This window comes from uncultured Sneathiella sp., assembly GCF_963973085.1.
Classification (GTDB): domain Bacteria; phylum Pseudomonadota; class Alphaproteobacteria; order Sneathiellales; family Sneathiellaceae; genus Sneathiella.
Window position 1 is genome coordinate 154,066 of the sequence record NZ_CAXAXA010000005.1, and the last position, 20,687, is coordinate 174,752.

21 protein-coding genes are annotated in these 20,687 nt (G+C 53.7%); 18 read left to right on the forward strand and 3 right to left on the reverse strand.

Features of this window, described 5'->3' with window-relative positions:
* Nucleotides 1-4 precede the first annotated feature (4 nt).
* Together AACZ19_RS13715 and AACZ19_RS13720 are read left to right on the forward strand one after the other, a co-directional pair.
* Nucleotides 5-277: a hypothetical protein gene (locus AACZ19_RS13715; RefSeq protein ID WP_339634903.1), complete on the forward strand. Its 273-nt coding sequence runs from the start codon at nt 5-7 to the stop codon at nt 275-277.
* Entirely contained in the window at nt 270-1,970 is a 1,701-nt protein-coding gene (locus tag AACZ19_RS13720; protein WP_339634904.1) for a Na(+)/H(+) antiporter subunit D, read from the forward strand. Before AACZ19_RS13715 ends, AACZ19_RS13720 begins: the two co-directional genes overlap by 8 nt.
* A gap of 21 nt (nt 1,971-1,991) precedes the next feature.
* On the opposite strand, the gene AACZ19_RS13725 is transcribed toward AACZ19_RS13720, so the two are convergent.
* Nucleotides 1,992-2,603, reverse strand: coding sequence for a hypothetical protein (locus AACZ19_RS13725; RefSeq protein WP_339634906.1), 612 nt, complete (start codon nt 2,601-2,603; stop codon nt 1,992-1,994).
* Nucleotides 2,604-2,813: 210 nt separating this feature from the next.
* Between AACZ19_RS13725 and AACZ19_RS13730 the strand changes: the two genes are divergently transcribed.
* From AACZ19_RS13730 to AACZ19_RS13805, 16 genes are all read left to right on the forward strand, one after another.
* Nucleotides 2,814-3,314 carry a PAS domain-containing protein gene (locus AACZ19_RS13730; protein WP_339634908.1) on the forward strand — a complete coding sequence of 167 codons (501 nt, stop codon included), beginning with the start codon at nt 2,814-2,816 and terminating at the stop codon, nt 3,312-3,314.
* A gap of 82 nt (nt 3,315-3,396) precedes the next feature.
* On the forward strand, nt 3,397-4,050 hold the full coding sequence (locus AACZ19_RS13735; RefSeq protein WP_339634910.1) for a carbon monoxide dehydrogenase subunit G: 654 nt from the start codon (nt 3,397-3,399) through the stop codon (nt 4,048-4,050).
* 145 nt (nt 4,051-4,195) lie between these two features.
* Entirely contained in the window at nt 4,196-4,663 is a 468-nt protein-coding gene (locus AACZ19_RS13740; protein WP_339634912.1) for a (2Fe-2S)-binding protein, read from the forward strand.
* 3 nt (nt 4,664-4,666) lie between these two features.
* Complete coding sequence (locus AACZ19_RS13745) at nt 4,667-7,018, forward strand: xanthine dehydrogenase family protein molybdopterin-binding subunit (protein WP_339634914.1); 2,352 nt, start codon at nt 4,667-4,669, stop codon at nt 7,016-7,018.
* 15 nt (nt 7,019-7,033) lie between these two features.
* Entirely contained in the window at nt 7,034-7,822 is a 789-nt protein-coding gene (locus AACZ19_RS13750) for a xanthine dehydrogenase family protein subunit M (protein ID WP_339634916.1), read from the forward strand.
* Nucleotides 7,823-7,962: 140 nt separating this feature from the next.
* Nucleotides 7,963-8,880 carry a MoxR family ATPase gene (locus AACZ19_RS13755; RefSeq protein WP_339634918.1) on the forward strand — a complete coding sequence of 306 codons (918 nt, stop codon included), beginning with the start codon at nt 7,963-7,965 and terminating at the stop codon, nt 8,878-8,880.
* Nucleotides 8,877-10,097, forward strand: a complete 1,221-nt coding sequence (locus tag AACZ19_RS13760) for a VWA domain-containing protein (RefSeq protein ID WP_339634919.1) — start codon at nt 8,877-8,879, stop codon at nt 10,095-10,097. The genes AACZ19_RS13755 and AACZ19_RS13760 overlap by 4 nt, the downstream gene beginning before the upstream one ends.
* Nucleotides 10,094-10,432: an XdhC family protein gene (locus AACZ19_RS13765; RefSeq protein ID WP_339634921.1), complete on the forward strand. Its 339-nt coding sequence runs from the start codon at nt 10,094-10,096 to the stop codon at nt 10,430-10,432. The genes AACZ19_RS13760 and AACZ19_RS13765 overlap by 4 nt, the downstream gene beginning before the upstream one ends.
* 9 nt (nt 10,433-10,441) lie before the next feature.
* Entirely contained in the window at nt 10,442-11,128 is a 687-nt protein-coding gene (locus AACZ19_RS13770; protein ID WP_339634923.1) for an XdhC family protein, read from the forward strand.
* Nucleotides 11,128-12,753 carry a molybdopterin-binding/glycosyltransferase family 2 protein gene (locus tag AACZ19_RS13775; protein ID WP_339634925.1) on the forward strand — a complete coding sequence of 542 codons (1,626 nt, stop codon included), beginning with the start codon at nt 11,128-11,130 and terminating at the stop codon, nt 12,751-12,753. The genes AACZ19_RS13770 and AACZ19_RS13775 overlap by 1 nt, the downstream gene beginning before the upstream one ends.
* Nucleotides 12,754-12,762: 9 nt before the next feature.
* Nucleotides 12,763-13,194: an iron-sulfur cluster assembly scaffold protein gene (locus AACZ19_RS13780; protein WP_339634927.1), complete on the forward strand. Its 432-nt coding sequence runs from the start codon at nt 12,763-12,765 to the stop codon at nt 13,192-13,194.
* Nucleotide 13,195: 1 nt separating this feature from the next.
* Nucleotides 13,196-13,417 (forward strand): DUF1289 domain-containing protein, encoded by a 222-nt coding sequence (locus AACZ19_RS13785; protein WP_339634929.1) that lies wholly within the window; start codon nt 13,196-13,198, stop codon nt 13,415-13,417.
* A gap of 150 nt (nt 13,418-13,567) precedes the next feature.
* Nucleotides 13,568-13,990: a cell wall hydrolase gene (locus AACZ19_RS13790; protein ID WP_339634931.1), complete on the forward strand. Its 423-nt coding sequence runs from the start codon at nt 13,568-13,570 to the stop codon at nt 13,988-13,990.
* A 243-nt stretch (nt 13,991-14,233) separates the two neighbouring features.
* Nucleotides 14,234-14,770 (forward strand): PadR family transcriptional regulator, encoded by a 537-nt coding sequence (locus AACZ19_RS13795; protein ID WP_339634933.1) that lies wholly within the window; start codon nt 14,234-14,236, stop codon nt 14,768-14,770.
* A gap of 39 nt (nt 14,771-14,809) precedes the next feature.
* A complete protein-coding gene (locus AACZ19_RS13800) occupies nt 14,810-15,934 on the forward strand; it encodes an efflux RND transporter periplasmic adaptor subunit (RefSeq protein WP_339634935.1) in 1,125 nt (374 codons plus the stop codon).
* A complete protein-coding gene (locus tag AACZ19_RS13805; RefSeq protein ID WP_339634937.1) occupies nt 15,931-19,107 on the forward strand; it encodes an efflux RND transporter permease subunit in 3,177 nt (1,058 codons plus the stop codon). The genes AACZ19_RS13800 and AACZ19_RS13805 overlap by 4 nt, the downstream gene beginning before the upstream one ends.
* Before the next feature lie 35 nt (nt 19,108-19,142).
* On the opposite strand, the gene AACZ19_RS13810 is transcribed toward AACZ19_RS13805, so the two are convergent.
* Together AACZ19_RS13810 and AACZ19_RS13815 are read right to left on the reverse strand one after the other, a co-directional pair.
* Nucleotides 19,143-19,982 (reverse strand): phosphatidylcholine/phosphatidylserine synthase, encoded by an 840-nt coding sequence (locus AACZ19_RS13810; RefSeq protein WP_339634939.1) that lies wholly within the window; start codon nt 19,980-19,982, stop codon nt 19,143-19,145.
* The gene (locus tag AACZ19_RS13815) at nt 19,983-20,681 is read right to left on the reverse strand and encodes a phosphatidylserine decarboxylase (protein WP_339634941.1); all 699 of its coding nucleotides are present in this window, start codon (nt 20,679-20,681) and stop codon (nt 19,983-19,985) included.
* Nucleotides 20,682-20,687: the final 6 nt, after the last annotated feature.

Below are 20,687 nucleotides of genomic sequence, written 5' to 3' on the forward strand. Positions count from 1 at the left end.
TATTATGTCAAACCCGGATGACGAAAAAAAATACTGGCTGGAGGAGCCGGGAAATATCAACAAGATATTTTACGGTGTAATTGGTCTCTGTGTGCTGGTTGCCTTGCCCAAAGTCCTGACCCTGCTCGATATCCTCCTGTTTAAGCAAGGCCGGTTCGAACTGGCAGATTTCTTCGTGTTCTACACATTTTTTGGCGTGATTGGTTATGTGATGATGATCCTCCTTGCCAAAAAGCTCCGCAGATTTCTGATGCGGGATGAGGATTATTATGATTGAAGGCCTCAATCCCGGATTAATCCTGATAGTTGGGGCGGTTCTCGTACCGTTCACCAGCGGTTTTATCCGCTCTCTCCTTGTTCTGGCCTTGCCTGTCCTTGCCATCATACAGATTTATTCTCTAGGGTTGGGAACTTGGGGTCATTATGAATTTCTGGGGCTATCCCTTGAGATTACGCGTATTGATCCCTTGTCGCGAATTTTCGGGACTATTTTTTGTATCGCCGCTTTTATGGGGATGGTTTATGCCGCCCATGTGAAAGACACAATCCAGCCTTTCGTCGCCCTGATCTATATCGGTTCTGCCATTGGGGCCGTCTTCGCAGGGGATATGATCACGCTGTTCGCCTTCTGGGAACTGACGGCAATTTCCTCCGTCTTCCTGATCTGGGCGAGCCGAACCGAGAGGGCTTACCGAGCGGGCATGCGCTATCTGATTATTCAGGTTACCTCCGGTGTATTGTTGCTGGGCGGAATTGTTCTCTACTATCAGGATACCGGCTCCATTGCCTTTGACTATATCGGCCTTACGAGCCTCGCAGGCGGCCTGATTCTGGTGGCCTTCGGGATCAAGAGCGCCTTTCCGCTGCTTCATAACTGGGTGCAGGACGCCTATCCGGAAGCGACGGTCACCGGCACCGTGATCCTGTCTGCGTTCACAACCAAGCTGGCCATCTATGCGCTAGCGCGGGCCTTTCCCGGAACCGACATCCTGATTCCGATTGGCGGCGCGATGATCGTTTTGCCAATCATCTATGTCGTGCTGGAAAATGACTTGCGGCGGGTCCTCGCCTATTCCCTCAACAGCCAGCTTGGCTATATGGTCATTGGTGTCGGCATCGGCACGGAGCTGGCCCTTAATGGCACGGCGGCGCATGTCTTCGTTCATATCATGTACAAGAGCCTTTTGTTCATGTGCATGGGAGCCGTGTTGTTCCGGACCGGGACCGTCAAAGTGACCGAGTTGGGCGGTCTTTATAAATCCATGCCGGTCACGACCGTCTTCTGCCTCATCGGCGCCGTTTCAATCGCGGCCTTCCCGCTGACAGGCGGGTTTGTCTCCAAAGCCATGATCCAGTCGGCGGCCCTGAACGGGGGACTGAATATTATCTGGCCGGTTATGTTATTCGCCTGCGCTGGGATAATGGATCATTCGGGCCTTAAAGTGCCGTTCTTCACCTTCTTTTCCAAGGACCGGGGCATCCGGGTGCAGGAAGCACCCGTGAATATGCTGATCGCCATGGGTATCGCTGCCTTCTTCTGCATCGGGATCGGTGTTTTCCCGGGCCTGCTGTTTGAGCTGCTGCCTTATGCGCCGACCTATAACCCATACTCGTTCGGGCATATTGTTTCGGCTCTGCAGCTTTTGCTTTTCGCCGTTCTTGCCTTCATGCTGCTGATACGTTTCAAGGTTTATCCGTCGGAGCTCAGATCAACGAACCTCGATTTCGACTGGTTCTACCGGGTTCCGTTGAAACGTCTGATTCTGGCGATTGGCCGTCTGATACTGATCGTCTGGGACTGGTCACTTGGCATTGCAAATCACGTCCTTCGTTATTTTATTGGTATCGTAAACGAAACACACAGCAGCGGGAAGGTCATGGCGCGAACCACGGCCTCAAGCACGGCCGTGGTGATTATCGTTGCGCTATTGGGCGTTGTTCTGGTTTTTCTGTATCAATTTACGCCGTAACGGCGATATCGGCAAAGGCGGTTAATTCAGTATCGGTCGTTCCCGGCTGACGATCCGCCTTTTCGGCATCCATCTGGTGACCGAGCGACCGTCTGCCGTAAAGCGAACTTCCTGCGCTGAATTCGGCGCCGCATCAAGGTCGGAACGACCATTTTCATCGTAAGGCTGAACCGGCTCGGATGTGCCATCTGATTCCCGTAGCCTCGGCACGCCTTTCCGATAAGCGGACGCCATATCTGCGAGCATTATTTCCCCGTTACGCCCCCGGGCCAGCGCCGACCGGATCGCTGTATCCTGTGACAGGATCAGATCCAGCTCAATCATTCCCTTGTCCTTGAAATTTTCATAAAATGAACGCAGAAACTTTTCCACTTCCGTACTCGGAGAGAGTGGTTCGCGGATCATGAAATTATTTTCCAGCGCCAGGAATATATCCGGCTCGATCGGTCCCGATACCGTCGCCAGAAATGTCGAGGGCATCAGCTTCCGTTGCTTATGGGATGCCGCATAAATGGCTTGTGACAAATACAGCAGTTTCATCAGGAAAGGCGTTTCTGACACCTGACCGGAAGCCCAAGTCCGGGTTTTCAACCAATGGATAATATCAAATGTGGAACGGGTGACAGGGCGCATCAGGGATTCTCATAAAGTGATCAAGGCCTTCAAACTAAAGACGAATGGTTAACCCGGGCTTAACGCCGGACGATCCATGTTGTTAAAAATACAACATAAAATGACGAATTCCGGAAATCAGCGCTCATACTACTTTTAAGAGTTTGTTCTGTTTGTAAAATCCCTCGAATTATTTTATAAGCACTCTGTTTCGAACAGGAGTAGATTAACTTGCGAAGAGAGAACAGCACATTGTCCCTGGCCGATATCTCGAGTCCCGCGCTTGTTGAACTTGTCCGATATTGGCAAAGTCTAGAGCCAGCACCGGTTATCCCGCACCGCCAGCACTTCAATCCCGTCGACGTGCCCCAATGCCTTCGACATATTGTCCTCATGGATGTGCTCGAGACGAAACCACGGTATTACATCCGCCTGGCAGGCTCTGCCGTGAATCCGGTGTACCAGAAATCGATTGCCGGTTGCTATCTTGAAGACATCGTGAGGGAAGAGGATATTGTGGATGTTCTCTCTGATTACGAACACGCCGTTGCCAATCAGGTGCCGGTTTTCCGGGTTAATGCAAGTCGACTCATTAACGGAACATTGCGTCCCTATGAGAGGGCGATACTGCCCATGACCTCGAACGGGACGACAGCAGACAAGTTACTGGTTGGCATTAATTTTTTCAACGTTGCGCCGCATCTGGTCGACCGCCCGGTTTCCAAGCTATAGTCCATAGAACACACTTGCCCTTCCCCGCTTTCTTGGAGTAGGCTAATCTGAAGCGGGACGCCCCAACCACGGGAGACACATCATGCAGATGAACGGTGAGGAATTGATCTACGCGCCACGGACAAAGGTCTGGGATGCGTTAAACGATCCGGAAATTCTGCGGCAATCCATTCCCGGATGCCAGACTGTCGAGAAAGTTAGCGATACGGAATTTACCGCGACAGTGAAGGTTAAGGTTGGACCGGTATCCGCGAACTTCAAAGGCAACGTTACCTTAAGCAATATTGACGCTCCCAATGGCTATACAATTACCGGCGAAGGTAAAGGCGGCGCCGCGGGTTTCGGCAAAGGGAGCGCGGATATTTCCCTGACGGATGCGGACGATGGAACCCTTCTCTCCTATGACGTAAATGCATCGGTAGGTGGAAAGATGGCACAAATCGGCTCCCGCCTGATCGACGGAACGGCTAAAAAACTCGCCGGTGAATTCTTTGCAAACTTCAATGAACTGGTGAGCGGCGGTGAAGCCAACACAAACGCGCGACCAGAAGATACGCCAATTGAGGCAGCGGCAGAGTCCGCATCAATTGAATCGGTGCCGGAATCATCGACCCCGAAATCCGACAATCCGCCAGCTGCCGAGAAAGGCTCTTCGCCAGACTGGATGAGACCCGGCATTCTTATACCGCTCGGTATTATTGCGGCAATCATTCTGTTCTATCTGGCGGGCGGCTAAGGATAGTTCCTGTAAATGCTTTACTGGTCCGGACGCCGCGCTAGATAAAGTGGATGTCCGGCAGCAATAGATAATAAAAGTGACCAAGAAGTCTAACAAATCGTCAGTACTTAAAAATGACGTTTGACCAAGGGAGGAATACTATATGACATCGGTTACCATGACAGTTAATGGGAAGCAGGTGAGTGCCGACGTTGCACCCAACACCCTTCTCGTTCAGTTTATCCGCGATAATCTCCGACTAACCGGCACCCATGTCGGCTGTGACACCAGCCAGTGTGGCGCCTGTACGGTGCATGTGGATGGCGACAGCGTTAAGTCCTGCACCATGCTGGCCGTTCAGGCTGATGGCGCGGATATCACAACCATAGAAGGTCTGGCAAAAGATGGTGAGCTTCACCCGATGCAGGCCGCCTTCCGGGAACATCATGGCCTGCAGTGCGGCTTCTGCACGCCGGGCATGATCATGAGTGCGGTTGACCTGGTCAAGCGCAACCCGAATCCTTCCGAAGAGACAATCAGGACCGAGCTTGAAGGAAATATCTGCCGATGCACGGGCTATCATAACATTGTCAAATCAGTCAAAGCAGCTTCGGAGAATATGGGAGGGTGATCAATGTCTGTCGAAAATGGAATCGGCGCCTCAGTCAGGCGTAAAGAAGACCAGCGGTTTATCACGGGGAACGGTCGTTATCTCGATGATATGAATAAAGTGGGGCAAGCCTATGGATATTTCCTGCGCTCCCCGCATGCCTTTGCAAAAATCAACAATATTGACCTCACCGCCGCCAAGGCCGCTCCGGGCGTTGTCGATATCTTTACCGGTGCGGATATGGCCGCCGACGGGATCGGCGGATTGATCTGCGGCTGGGGGATTACCAGCAAGGACGGATCACCCCATAATGCGCCGCCTCACAACAGCATGGCCGTCGATGCCGTGCGCCATGTCGGCGATCAGGTGGCCTTTGTCATTGCGGAAACCCTGCAACAGGCAAAAGATGCAGCGGAACTGATCGAAGTCGATTACGAGACGATGACGCCAGTTACGAATATTGCCAAGGCTCTGGCACCTGGCGCTCCACAAATACATGAAGAAGCGCCTGGAAATCTTTGTTATGATTGGGAACTTGGAGATAAGGCTGCCGTCGACTCTGCGTTCTCAAACGCGGCGCATGTCTCGAAAATCGATCTTGTGAACAATCGCCTCTCCCCCAACCCGATGGAACCACGTGCCGCGCTTGGCGAGTTTGATCCAGGCAGCGGCGAGCTTACCCTGTATACGACCAGCCAGAACCCGCATGTGGCGCGGCTGATCATGTCCGCCTTCCTTGGGATTGCGCCAGAAAACAAACTGCGTGTCGTCGCTCCGGATGTCGGCGGTGGTTTCGGCAGCAAGATCTTTGTCTATGCCGAGGAAACCACGACGATCTGGGCCGCAAGAAAGATTAATCGCCCGGTAAAATGGACGGCGGACCGGTCTGAAGCTTTCCTCACCGACGCCCATGGCCGCGATCACGTGACCCATGCAGAACTCGCCACAGATAACGATGGCAAGATTCTGGCATTCCGTGTCTCGACCCAGGCAAATATGGGTGCCTATCTCTCGACATTTGCGAGTGCCGTGCCAACCTATCTCTATGGCACCCTGCTGAGCGGGCAATATAAAATCCCGAATATCTATGTCGAGGTGCAGGCCGGCTTCACCAATACCACCCCCGTCGATGCCTATCGCGGCGCCGGCCGGCCGGAGGCTACCTATGTGGTGGAACGGATGATGGACACGGCGGCGCGGGATCTTGGTATGGATCCGACGGAGTTCAGGCTGAAAAACTTTATTCAGCCCGATGCCTATCCTTATGAAACTCCGGTCATCATGACATATGATTCTGGCGATTATCCGCTTTCCATGAACAGTGCAAAAGAGATGATCGACTATGACGGTTTCGCCGCCCGCAAAGCAGAGTCAGAAGCCAAAGGCAAGCTTCGGGGGATCGGTTGCGCCGCCTATATCGAGGCCTGCGGCATTGCGCCGTCTGCTGCGGTAGGCTCTCTCGGGGCCGGGGTTGGCCTCTGGGAGTCAGCGGAAGTTCGTTTCAATCCGACCGGAAGCGTGACCGTCTTTACGGGCAGCCACAGCCATGGCCAGGGACATGAAACAACCTTCGCACAGCTCATCGCCGATAAGCTCGGCGTTCCCATTGATAGCGTCGAGGTGGTGCATGGCGATACCAGCAAGGTCCCCTTCGGAATGGGAACTTATGGCTCTAGGTCATTGGCCGTAGGCGGTTCCGCCATTTCCAAGGCCGTCGACAAAATTGTCGAGAAATCTAAAAAGATTGCCGCTCATCTCATGGAAGCCTCGGTTGAGGATATCGAGCATGAGCATGGTGTCTTTTCGGTTGCCGGAACGGACAAGAAGATGACCATGGGTGAGATCGCCTTCGCTGCCTATGTGCCGCATAACTATCCGGCCGATCTGGAACCGGGGATGGCGGAGAATGCGTTCTATGATCCGCTCAACTTTACTTTCCCGGCCGGTACCCATATTGCAGAAGTCGAGATCGACCCGAATACGGGCGAAGTGGAAATTGTCGACTGGGTTGCGTCCGATGACTTTGGCAACATCATCAACCCGATGATTGTCGATGGTCAGGTTCATGGCGGCGTCGCGCAAGGCGTAGGTCAGGCTTTGCTGGAAGGGGTAATCTATGACGACGAGAGCGGTCAGCTGCTCACCGGATCGTATATGGATTACTGTATGCCACGGGCCGATGATCTTCCAAACTTCCGTGTCTCGACGACCAACACCCCCTGCCCCAGTAATCCACTCGGTGTCAAGGGCTGCGGGGAGGCTGGGGCCATCGCAGCCCCGGCGGCACTTATGAACGCCATCGTCAATGCGATTGGCAAGGATATTGATATGCCGGCAACGTCTGAAAAAGTATGGCGCGCCATCAACAGCAATTAAGAAGGAATAAATCAAATGTATTCATTCGATTATGAGCGCCCTTCAGGGGTAAGTGAAGCCGCCTCGGCCATTGGCGAAGACGATCGGTTTCTCGCCGGTGGCCAGACGCTGATTCCGACCTTGAAACTTCGGCTTGCCGAAGCTGGAAAGCTGGTCGATCTCAGTAGAATCTCTGATCTGAAGGGTATATCGGCCAACGGTTCGGAATTGACCATCGGTGCGATGACACGCCATGCGGATGTCGCCGCCTCGACCGAGGTCAAGTCGGCCATCCCAGCCCTTGCCTATCTCGCCAGCCATATCGGTGATGCTCAGGTGCGCAACCGCGGTACAATCGGGGGATCGATCGCGAATAATGATCCGGCCGCGGATTATCCGGCCGCCCTTGTCGGCCTGGGTGCGACCGTTCATACCAACAAGCGCAGCATTTCGGCTGAGGATTTCTTCGTCGACCTGTTTGAAACCGCACTGGAAGACGGGGAAATCATTACCAAGGTCTCCTTCCCGATTCCGGAAACAGCAGGCTACGCGAAATTCCCGAACCCGGCATCCCGTTTTGCACTCACCGGAGTCTTTGTCTCCAAGTCGCCAAATGGCGTTCGTGTTGCTGTAACCGGTGCGGGCCCCTGCGTTTTCCGGCAGACAGGAATGGAAGCGGCGCTGGAGAAAAATTTCTCCGCCGACGCGGTTTCCGGTATCAAAACGGAGGCCTCGGGGCTTAATGCGGACATTCATGCCTCGGCTGAATATCGTGCGAACCTGATCTCGGTGATGGCGGCGCGGGCGATCAAGGCCGCGTCCTAGCGCGTTATTTCAAGGCATAGCGCAATGACAAGGGGAAGTTTTGGCTTCCCCTTTCCTGTTTTTTATCTTAACTCCTGATAATAGGCGGCCAGTCTCTAAGGCGCTGTCAGGACCAAATACATAGGTGAAAGCCGACGAAAATGCCAGATACACAACCTCAATCCATCGATGCCGTTCAGGAAATGCTGCAAGGGGCGGACTATGTCGCCGACAGAAGCCTTGCGACTGTCCTCTTCCTGGCGCTTAAAATGGGGCGACCGCTCTTTCTCGAAGGAGAGGCAGGTGTTGGCAAGACCGAGATTGCCAAGGTTCTCGCAGACCAGCTCAAGCGCCCGCTGATCCGTCTGCAATGCTATGAAGGGCTGGATGTCAGTTCAGCCGTCTATGAATGGGATTATGCCCGCCAGATGATCGAAATACGGCTGGCCGAGGCGACGGAAACGGCGGACAAGGACCGTCTCAGCAGCGATATATTCTCGGAAAAATTCCTGATCAAGCGGCCCCTTCTTAAAGCGCTGGAAAGCAACGTGAGCGGTGCGCCGGTGCTGTTGATTGACGAGCTGGACCGGACGGACGAACCATTCGAGGCGTTTCTCCTGGAAGTGCTTTCCGATTTTCAGGTGACTATTCCCGAGTTTGGCACGATCAGAGCAAAAGAGCCACCGATCGTCATTATCACGTCGAACCGGACGCGCGAGATACATGACGCCTTGAAAAGGCGCTGTCTCTATCACTGGGTTGATTACCCCAATGCTGAACGGGAGAAGGAAATTATTGCCCGGAAGCTGCCTCGTGTCGATGCGCGGCTATCGGAACAAATCGTCCTCTTCATTCAGGCGCTGCGCCGGGACCCCAATCTGTTCAAACTGCCCGGCGTTGCCGAAACACTCGACTGGTCGTCCGCCCTGACGGAGTTGGATATCATCTCGCTCGATCCCGATGTCATCAACGATACGCTGGGCGTTCTGTTGAAATACCAGGATGACATTGTGAAGATACAAGGCAGCGAAGCCGCCGAGATCATCCAGAAGATCAACAAGGAACTCGGCACAAAATGAACGAACCCAAGGCACAGGCAGGTGGGACTTTCACGGAGAATATCCTGCATTTTGCACGGACATTGCGCCGCGCTGGCCTGCCCGTCGGTCCCGGCCGGGTGATCGAGGCAATCCGTGCGGTGGAAGTCGCCGGTATTCGCCGGCGTGATGATTTTTACTGGACGCTGCACTCCGTGTTCGTCAATCGCCGCGATCAGTGGGATATCTTCGATCAGGCCTTTCATGTCTTCTGGCGCAATCCGGAAATACTCAAGAAGATGATGGACATGATGCTGCCGACAACCTTTCTCGACAGCACAAAACGGGACGATCAACCCGAACTCAACCGACGTCTTTCCGATGCACTCGCCCCCTCGCCGGCGCCGGACCCTGAAAAAGAAGGCGAGAGCGAGGAGATAGAAATCAACGCAACGCTCACCGCCTCGGACAACGAACTGCTCCAGTCCAAGGATTTCGAGAGCATGACGGCAGAGGAAATGGAATTGGCGAAAAAGGCCATGGCCTCGATGCAGCTTCCCATCCTGAGCGTGAAGACGCGACGGCATCGCGCCGATTTTCATGGCGGTGCAATCGATATGCGACGCACCCTGCGGGCCAGCCTCAGAAGCGGCGGCGCCAGTATCCCCTTGCGCTTCAAATCCCGCGTCACCCGCCATCCGCCGCTGGTCATTCTCTGTGACATATCCGGATCCATGACCCAGTACAGCCGGATGCTGCTGCATTTCATGCATGCCCTTACAAATGACCGGGACAGGGTCCACACATTTGTATTTGGCACCCGCCTCACCAATATAACGAGATATATGAAGTATCGTGATGTCGATGCGGCACTGGATGCGGTAAGCGAGAAGGTCGAAGACTGGTCCGGCGGCACGCGGATCGGCGCTACGATACGGGAATTTAACAAATTCTGGTCCCGCCGGGTTCTCGGACAAGGCGCTGTCGTGCTGCTTATTTCCGACGGGCTGGACCGGGATGCAGGAGAAGGACTCGGTGTCGAGATGGAACGGCTGCATAAATCCTGTCGCCAGCTAATCTGGCTTAATCCGCTATTGCGCTATCAGGGGTTTGAACCCCGCTCCAAGGGCGTGAAGGCGATATTGCCTCATGTCGACCAGTTTCGTACGATCCATAATCTCAACAGCCTGAAAGATCTGGCTGATATTCTATCCGAACCCATGGGCGCCCAAATCGAGAGAAGGAGTTTTGCTGCATGATCGATGCCCTACCCACTCTGCCCGCCGACGATATCCTCGGTCAGGCTCTCGCCTGGAATAAAGACGGGCGTAAGGTTGCCATTGCCACCGTCATCAGCACATGGGGCTCTGCACCGCGTCCCGCCGGAAGCCAGCTTGCCATTGATGAAACCGGCCAGATGATTGGCTCCGTCAGCGGCGGTTGCGTTGAAGGCGCTGTTATTCAGGAAGCCTTGGAGGTTATCGGAAGCGGCACTCCGAAAACCCTCGAATTCGGCGTCAGTAATGATGAGGCCTGGGAAGTCGGCCTTGCCTGCGGCGGGAAAATCAATGTCTTCGTAGAAAAGCTCGACTGAGGTGGCGTCATGAAAACGACTCTGCTGGAAGAACTGCAACAGGCACGTACGGCAAAACGCCAGGTCGTGCTCGCAACAAACTTAAAGTCTGGAGATCAAAAACTCCTCTATCCTTTCGATAATGAAGATAATTCAGATATAGAAGAAGCGGCAAGAAACGCTCTTCGATATGATAAGCCCGCCACCTTCGAAAGTGACGACGGCCCCGTTTTCCTGAATATCTTCAACCCTCAGCTCAGGCTTTTTGTTGTCGGAGCGGTCCATATCGCGCAGATGCTTGTCCCGATGGCGGCGTCGGCGGATTATGATGTCACGGTCATTGATCCACGGCGGAGTTTCGGCTCCGACTTCCGTTTTCCGAATGTCACGCTTGATAACCGCTGGCCGGACGAGGCCTTTACAGACTTGAGTATTGACCGCCGCTCCGCCATCGTGACCCTTACCCATGACGCCAAGCTTGATGATCCGGCACTGCAATGCGCGTTGAAATCGGATGCCTTCTACATCGGTGCGTTGGGAAGTGGTCGCACCCATGCCAAACGGCAGCAACGCCTACTCGGCGCGGGGTTTTCTGAAACGGATTTCGCCCGCATCCATGGCCCCATCGGCCTTGATATTGGCGCAAAATCCCCGGCGGAAATTGCCATTTCCATCATGGCGGAAATGACTGCCGTCCTCCGGCAAAAGGATGCCTGATGATTTTCGACCGTATTCCAATCCGTGAAGCAGAAGGCGTTATCCTTGCCCACGCCGTCGAGATCGCTCCGGGAAAGCTTCTGAAGAAAGGATATATCCTTGCCCAATCGGACATTAAATCCATTGAAAACAATGGAGTAGAAACGGTTATTGGGGCGCGGCTTGAAAATACAGACATGGCGGAAGATGACGCTGCCGCCGCGATTGCCGCCCCTTGCGCCGGGGAGAATGTCACCGTAAAGCCGCCATTCACCGGGCGCGCCAATCTTTTTGCCGCCGTGCGCGGTGTTGCGGTTGTCGATGAGCGGCTCGTAACCGAAATCAATCACATTGACGAGACAATCACGGTTGCCACTGTCAAAAACCATGTAGTTGTCGATGACGGGCAAATGCTCGCAACTGTCAAGATTATTCCTTTTGCAGTCCCGAAAGAAAAAGTAAAAGACGCGGCACAGCGGGCAATGCAGGCAGCGGCACCCATTCTCTCGGTCCGCCCCTTTCGGAAAAGAAAGATCGGCGTCATTTCAACCCTGTTGCCGAATACCAAGGACAGCGTTGTCAGGAAATCGGAGGACGTTCTTCAGGACCGGCTTCGGAAATGCGGCAACCAGATTGATCTTCGGCGCCAGTGCGAGCATCATGAGGAGCCGCTATCTAAGACTATTTCCGACTTAAAATCGGAAGGATGCGAGGCCATTCTGATATTTGGGGCCTCCGCCATCACGGACAGGAAAGACGTTGTTCCGATGGCAATCACACATGCAGGCGGGACAATTGATCATTTCGGAATGCCGGTGGACCCCGGAAACCTGCTGCTGTTGGGGCATATTGACGAGACGCTGGTCATTGGCCTGCCGGGCTGTACCCGCTCCCCCAAGCTGAACGGCTTTGACTGGGTTCTGGAGCGGCTTCTGGCGGATATTCCCGTCATCTCTTCCGACATCATGGATATGGGTGCGGGCGGGCTGCTGAAAGAAATTCCGAGTCGCCCGCAACCCAGAACCCAAAAGAAAGAGGCTAATCAGAAGAATGGGAAATCAATTGCGGTTCTTATCCTCGCGGCAGGGCAATCGCGGCGCATGGGCGCCGAAAACAAGCTGTTCGCGGACATTAATGGTAAGCCAATGCTCCAGCACACGGCTGAACAGGCCTTAAAATCAAAGGCAGATGGTGTTTATGGCGTCACGGGGCATGAACATAAAAGGGTCTCTGCATTTTTCAATGAAATGAACATCAAGAACTTTCATAACCCGGATTATGAAGAGGGATTGAGCAGCAGCCTGAAAACCGGCTTTCGCGCCCTTGCTGACCAATATGATGGCCTGCTTATCTGCTTAGGCGACATGCCGTTGGTAAAACATAATCTTTTCAATTCCTTAATAGACGCTTTTGATGTTGAAGAAGGCCGCGCGATCATCGTCCCGACGTTTCAGGGTAAGCGGGGAAATCCGGTTCTGATTGCCAGCAACCTCAAGAACGATATTCTCGCCATAACCGGCGATATTGGTGCGAAATCCCTGATTGTGGAGAACGAGCCACTGGTATTCACTGTCGAGGCCGGGAAGGACAGTATCTTCACGGACATTGATACACCGGACGCCCTCGCCACCCTGCAACGGAAATGAGTAAAATACGTGATTGACGAACTGTATCAGAAAAACCTGCTGCGGCTTGCGGCGAATGCCGTGGGCGACGGCACCCTTGACAACCCCGATGCGACAGAGACCCTGGATAACCCGACCTGTGGCGATCGGATCACCCTGCAGGTCAAGCTGGAGGATGGCAGGATTACCGACCTGAAACATCAGAACCGCTCCTGTGTTCTCTGTCAGGCCGCCGCATCGCTTATTGGCGAAAATGCCATTGGCAAGGAACCGGCGGAGGTATCCGCAATACGGGATAACCTGCAGTCCATGTTGCACGGGAAAGCGGTTCAGGTTACACCGGAGTGGAAAAAGCTCGAGTATTTTAATGTCGTCTCGGCCCATAAAAGCCGACATAACTGTATATTGCTGCCATTCGATGCGTTGATCAAAGCGTTGGAAACAGCAAAAACGAAAGCCTGACATGCGCCGCAAGAATCCAAAAATAAAAAACGTTCCCGATCTCCCGTCTCCCTGCACGGGCATTTGCAGCATGGATATGCAGAACCAATACTGTTTGGGGTGTTTTCGCACTCGAAATGAGATTGGCGGCTGGGCCCTGATGAACAATGAAGAGAAGCTGGAAGTGGTCAAGCAGCTCCGTGTTCGCCGTCGGGAATCCCGCAATACAGAGACTTTGCCATAATTTTGCCCCTTTCCGACCGCTTAATATATCCGTCGTCTGATATAAGCGTGAGTCTAACCTTGAGTAGTGGGGGCGCAAATGTATCTAAAAACCTTGAGCATACTGACAGTGACCTTTCTGTCTCTGCTATTTTTCATAATGGCGACCTTCATGCCTGGCTCAACGACCATCGTCGCCTCGAAATCCGATGATCCTGATCTGAAATGTCTCGCACAAGCCGTTTATTTCGAGGCCCGCGGAGAGCCCTTCAGCGGACAGATTGCCGTTGCACAGGTCGTTCATAACCGGGTACAGGTAAAAGCAAAATCCTACTGTGCAGTCGTATTCGAGGGCAGCTCGCGCCGTAATGCCTGCCAGTTCTCCTTCGCCTGTGACGGCAAGTCTGATACGGCGATGGATAAGTCGGCATGGCAGCGCGCCTTGATGGTTGCCGGTCTTGTTATGGATGGAAATCTCCGGGATCTTTCCGGCGAAGCGACTTTCTACCATGCAACCTATGTCTCACCGAGCTGGTCGAAGAAGTTTAAACAGACTACCAGCATCGGCAATCACATCTTCTACCGGAAAATGTAGTCGGCAGCATCAGATATTGGTGACATGATGAAAAGCGGCAACTAAGCCGCTTTTTTTATGCGTTGGATAAAATTATTCACGATTTATTTGTTTCGTGACGCCAGTCACATGCCAATCCCGCAAAATAGGGTTATATTAAAATTGCAATTATATCGGATTGATATATTTTCTTTCGAAATATATGGCAACTCTCGGGTCTGTGAAAGTTATAAATCCCGAAAATCTGTTGGAATAAGCGACTTTATGGATATTCGAACCTTATGCCTTGGCATCCTCACAATGGGAGATGCCTCGGGTTATGAAATCAAAAAGACATTCGAGGAACGGCTGGGATTAATGTTCCATGCGAGTTACGGCTCCATTTATCCGTCGCTCAACAAGCTGACGGAGGAAGGGCTCGTTTCCTGCCGGGCCTTTGCTCAGGAAAAGCGCCCCGACAAGAAGATTTACTCAATAACGTCATCTGGCCGATATAAATTCCTGAATGAAATCATGAAAAAACCGGCGTCGGATCGGTTTCGTTCCGAATTTCTGGTCACGTTGATGTTCGCTCATCTGCTGCCCGCGGCGACAATTGCCGAACTCATAGATGAAAGAATTTTGGAAAGTCAGCGCAAGATTGAGTCTATGAATAGTGATTGCGCCGATCTCCCGACAGACAGGGAGCAGTTCCTGTGCGGTTATGGCCGCGCCGTGTATCAGGCGGAAATTGATTACCTGCAGGAAAACCGCCACCTGCTGGAAGCCGATGCCCTTATGGGAACTCGTGCCGCTGAATAATGTAAACTTGGACATACTCGACAACAAAGAGGTATCACTGTGAACCGCTCAATCATCATTGCTATTGTCATCGCCCTTGGCGTGACGGCCTGGATTGCGTCCGGACAGTTCAACACCGGCGGTGATAAGACGAACGGCGCGGGAGATGCCTCCGCCGCGACAAACGCAGAAGAATCCACCGAAAGCAACAAGGAAGCGGAAAACACCCATAAAGTCATGGGCGTGCGTTATCTCAACCTCACGGCTCAGCCACGGCAGCGAGAAATTATCGTCCATGGCAAGACAGAAGCAAACCGGGTCGTCGAATTGAAAGCTGAAATTTCCGGGCGGGTCAAAAAGGTTCATGTAAATGATGGTGACCGCGTCAAAACCGGTGACCGCATCGCTAGCTTCGATGTAAAAGACAATGAAGCACGCCTGCAGGAGGCCCAGGCCCTCGTCCGGCAGCGGGAAATAGAATATAACGCCTCTCAAAAGCTGAATAAGAAGGGGTTTAGCGCTGATACCACACTGGCAAGCGCCAAGGCTCTTCTCGATAGTGCCAACGCGCAAGTGACGGCGATGAAAATCCGCCTTAACGATCTTGTGATCAATGCCCCCTTCGATGGATATATCGAGGAGAGAAATGCCGAAGTCGGGGACTTCGTCAAGGACGGTAATACCATTGCGACAATTGTCGAAAGCGATCCGCTGCTGATCACGGGACAGATCTCTGAACTTCAGGTCGGCGATATCTCCGTTGGCGGTGAAGGCTCCGCGAAGCTTGTGACGGGCGAAACGGTGACAGGTGAAATCAAGTTCATCGGCAGCATGGCAGACCCTGAAACACGGACGTTTCGGGTTGAGCTTGAGGTTCCGAATGAGGGGTACAAGCTGCGAAGCGGCGTTACTGCGGAAATTACCTTCAAAACAAATTCAGTCGAGGCGCATTTTCTTTCCCCGGCTTATCTTACACTGAATGATTCTGGCGTTCTCGGCCTCCGGGCCGTGGACGCTGAGAACATGGTCAAATTTTATCCTGTCAGGATTCTTGCCGATACGCCCGATGGGATCTGGGTGCAGGGCCTGCCGGAGACAGTCAGGCTGATTGTCGTGGGGCAGGATTTTGTTCGCGACGGGGATAAAGTGCAACCTGACCTCTATGTCGCCGAGGCATCCCAATGAATGCCATAATTGACGCCGCCATCGGCCGCGCCCGGACGGTCATCTCCGCCCTGTTGCTTATTCTTGTCGCCGGGGCGTATGCCTATATCGATATCGCGAAAGAATCCGATCCGGATATCAACATCCCGATTATCTATGTCTCCATGACCCATGAGGGCATCTCCCCGGAGGATGGAGAGCGATTGCTGATCCGTCCGATGGAACTGGAACTCCGCTCAATCGAGGGGGTGAAGGAAATGACTGCGGTTGCATCAGAGGGGCATGCCTCCGTCACGCTTGAGTTTGATGCCGGTTTCGATGTTGACAAGGCGCTTCAGGATGTCCGGGAGAAAGTCGATCTGGCCAAGACCGAGCTACCACAGGAAACGGATGATCCGACCGTCAACGAAGTGAACTTCGCCCTGTTTCCAGTCATTGTGGTGACCTTGTCGGGCGATGTCCCCTTGCGCACTCTTATTAAACTGACAAAGGACCTTGAAGATCGGGTTGAAGGCCTTCCCGGCGTTCTGGAGGCGGATATCGGCGGAGACCGGGAAGAAGTTCTCGAAGTCATCATTGATCCTGTTAAGCTGGAAAGCTACAAGATTTCAAACGCCGAACTCGCAAATGCAGTTGTCTCGAACAACAAACTGATTGCCGCGGGCTCCATGGATACTGGCAAGGGGCGTTTCTCCATCAAGGTGCCCGGGCTCTACAAGACCGCTGCTGATGTCCTCGATATCCCCGTGAAGGTCAATAACGATGGCGTTGTTACTCTCCGGGATGTGACGGAGATACGCCGTACGTTCAAGGATGCAGACAGTTATGCCCGGCTCAATGGCCGACAGGCAGTGGCGCTGGAGATCAAAAAACGGGTCGGCGAGAATATCATCGAAACGATTGAGGATGTGAAACGCGCGGTTGCCGAAGAGAAGAAATACTGGCCGGAAAATGTCGTTGTCACCTATACGCAGGACCGCTCCGGCGATATCCGGACAATGCTGTCTGACCTTCAGAACAACATCATCAGTGCAATTATCCTGGTGATGATCGTGGTGATCAGCGCGCTTGGCGTGCGCACAGCGGGCCTCGTCGGACTGTCTATTCCGGGGTCGTTCCTGATCGGCATTCTGTATATGTATCTGTTTGGCCTGACCATTAACATCGTCGTCCTGTTCGGCCTGATTCTCGCCGTCGGGATGCTGGTGGATGGAGCGATCGTTGTGACAGAGTTTGCCGACCGGAAAATGGCCGAAGGCATCCACAAAAAGGAAGCTTACAGCCTGGCGGCCAAGCGTATGGCATGGCCGATCATCGCCTCGACAGCGACAACCCTCGCGGTTTTCATGCCGTTGATGTTCTGGCCGGGCGTTGTCGGGGAGTTTATGAAGTACCTCCCCCTCACCCTGATCACGACGCTGACCGGCTCCCTTCTGATGGCTCTTATTTTTGTGCCTACTCTCGGGTCGGTCTTCGGCCGGGCCGGCTCAACCAACTCCAATACGCTTGCCGCGCTCGCGGCGGCAGAGACTGGCGATATTCGCTCCATCGGTGGCTTTACCGGTCGCTACGTCCGGTTTCTCTCTGTCTGTTTGCGCCATCCGTTGAAAATTGTGCTGGTCGGCTTGGCTACCTTGGTTGGCGTACAAATGTATTACGCAACCCATGGAAATGGTGTCGAATTTTTTCCGAAGGTCGAGCCGGAAATGGCGCTTGTCTATATTCACGCACGCGGCAACATGTCGACTGATGAGAAGGATACACTGGTCCGGCAGGTCGAAAACGAAGTCTTGAAACTTGATGATTTTGAAGCACTTTACACCCGAACGGGCAGCCCGGCGCAAGGGCAGCAGGATGTATCGGAAGACGTAATCGGCACCATCCAGATCGAGTTCAAGGACTGGCAGGAGCGTCGCTCGGCGGATGAGGTTTTCGAGGATATCCGCGAACGAACGCAGCATCTTACCGGCATAATGGTTGAAACGCGCAAGCCCGACAACGGCCCGCCAACGGGAAAGCACGTCCAGATACAGCTGTCGTCCCGTAATCCTGAGCTTTTACCGGCCGAGGTAGCAAAGATCCGTAATCACCTCGAGAATAACGTAAAAGACTTGATCGATATCGAGGACAGCCGTCCCATTCCCGGCATTGAATGGCAGGTTACGGTGGATCGGGCACAGGCCGGACGGTTTGGCGCGGATATTCAAACGGTTGGCAAAACCATTCAGCTTGTGACGAACGGGATCAAGGCGGATGAATACCGCCCCAATGATGCGGACGATGAAATCGATATCCGATTACGTTTTCCCGATGACAAGAGAACCATGGACCAGTTGGACAGCCTGAGGGTCATGACCGAGAACGGCATGGTTCCCATTTCCAACTTCGTCAAGCGGGAGGCACGTCAGAAGGTCGGCAATATAAACCGCGCCGACGGGGAGCGGATCATGACCGTCAAGGCGAATGTGGTGGCAGGCGTCCTTGTTGACGAAAAAGTAAAGGAAATTCAGGCATGGATGGAAAATGAGGCCAATATCGATCCGGAAGTCTCTTACGTTTTCAAAGGCGAGGACGAAGAACAGAAAAAGGCACAAGAATTCCTAGGAAAAGCCTTTGCCGTGGCTCTCTTCGTCATGGCGATCATTCTGGTGACGCAGTTCAACAGCTTCTATCACGCGTTCCTCATCCTGACGGCCGTGATTATGTCCACCATCGGTGTGTTCGTTGGCCTCATCATCACCGGACAGCCCTTTGGCATCGTCATGACCGGGGTTGGTGTGATTGCACTGGCAGGGATTGTCGTGAATAACAACATTGTGCTGATTGATACCTATACGCATCTGCATCGCCAAGGCATGGATGCGATGGAGGCGGTTCTTCGTACCGGCGCCCAACGTCTTCGGCCGGTGCTGCTGACAACCATTACGACGATCTTCGGGCTGTTACCAATGACGCTTCAGATCAATATCGACTTTATCAGCCGGGGCGTTGTGGTTGGGGCCCCCTCCTCCCAATGGTGGGTTCAGCTTTCCACAGCGGTTGCCTTTGGCTTGACCTTCGCAACGCTGCTGACGCTCGTGATGACTCCGGCGCTTCTGATGCTAGGCGCGAATGTAAACGGAGCTCTGGAGCGTCGACGTGTTCGCAAAGCAGAGAAAAGGAATACAGCAGCACATCCCGAGCCAGCGGAATAGCACCAGCCTAACTAGAGCGGGGAGGCCTGACCCAGTCAGGCGTCCCCGGCTTCCTTGTCCCTGTCATCATCGCTATCATCGGCCGCAGTTTCATCATCTTCTTCTGGACTGGACGCCTTCCGTGCCTCCTGTTCTTGCAAGCGCCGATGGCTCAGAATGGAGAATGGAATGGTTGCCATGTAGATAATGGCGATGAGTGATAACAGCTGCCAGGGGTAGCTGGCCAGCACCGCCGCCAGACCGCCGACAAGAAGCAGGATCAGCATGATAAAGCGCCGGGCGATACGGATCCGCTTTATCGAAAAGGTCGGAATACGGCTCGCCATCATAAAGGCCATGAACAGCATCCAGGCCGCGTTCAGAATGGGAGAGCGGAAGAAATCATCACCGGTATAAAAGCTGATGACCATAAAGAGCAGCGAAATCGACGCCCCTGCCGGCGCTGCGATACCCGTAAAATACCGGCTCGCCCAGGCGGGTTGTTTTTCCTCCAGCATCGAATTGAATCGCGCCAGCCGAAGGCCGCAGGAAACCGTAAAAATCAGTGAGATAATCCAGCCGACACCACCGAGCCCGCTCTCAAGCGTCCAGAGGAATAGAACCAAACCAGGGGCAACACCGAAGCTGACAAAATCAGAAAGTGAGTCGAGCTCCGCCCCGAATTTGGAGGCACTGTTCAACAGCCGCGCCATCCGTCCGTCGAGGCCATCAAGAACCCCGGCCGCCAGAATCGCAATCACCGACATTTCCCACTTTTCGTCGAGCGCAAAGCGAACCGACGTTAAACCTGCGCAAAGCGCCAGCATCGTCAATATATTCGGGATCAGGGAATTGAGCGGCATAAACCGCAGGCGGCGACGACGTTGTACAGGCATTTAGCGGACCTCCACTGCCATCGGCGCCTCGTTTTTCGCATGGAGATCAGCGATGACCGTTTCCCCGCCAATCATTGACTGACCGAGTCCGACAAGCGGCTCCACTCCGTCCGGAAGGTAAATGTCGGTGCGGCTGCCAAACCGGATCAGGCCAAAGCGCTCCCCCGTTCTTACTTCCTGACTATCCGTAAGATAACAGACGATACGCCGTGCAACCAGACCGGCGATCTGGACAAAAACGATGTCATTTCCCTTCTCATCGCGCAAGTGGACCGCATGTCGTTCATTTTCCTCCGACGCCTTGTCGAGCGCCGCATTGAGAAATTTGCCGGGCCGATAAACCTGCCGGATGATTGTTCCGCCTAACGGTACGCGGTTGACATGAACGTTGAAGACATTGAGAAAGATGCTGACGCGCAGGCGGGCATCGGGGCCCATGCCAAGCTCCTCCGGCGGAACGGCGCGTTCAATCATCTGCACGACGCCGTCGGCCGGACTGACGATCAGGCCGTCCCGCGTCGGGACATTCCGGTCAGGGTCACGAAAAAAATATACACACCACAGCGTCAGGATTACCCCAATCCAACCCAGAAGTGGCCAGGTGAATAGGAACAGCGCCAGGGTAATCGCCGCAAATATGGCGATAAACCGATGCCCTTCCTTGTTTATAGGCACCAATACTGATTTTAACGTATCCATAATAGA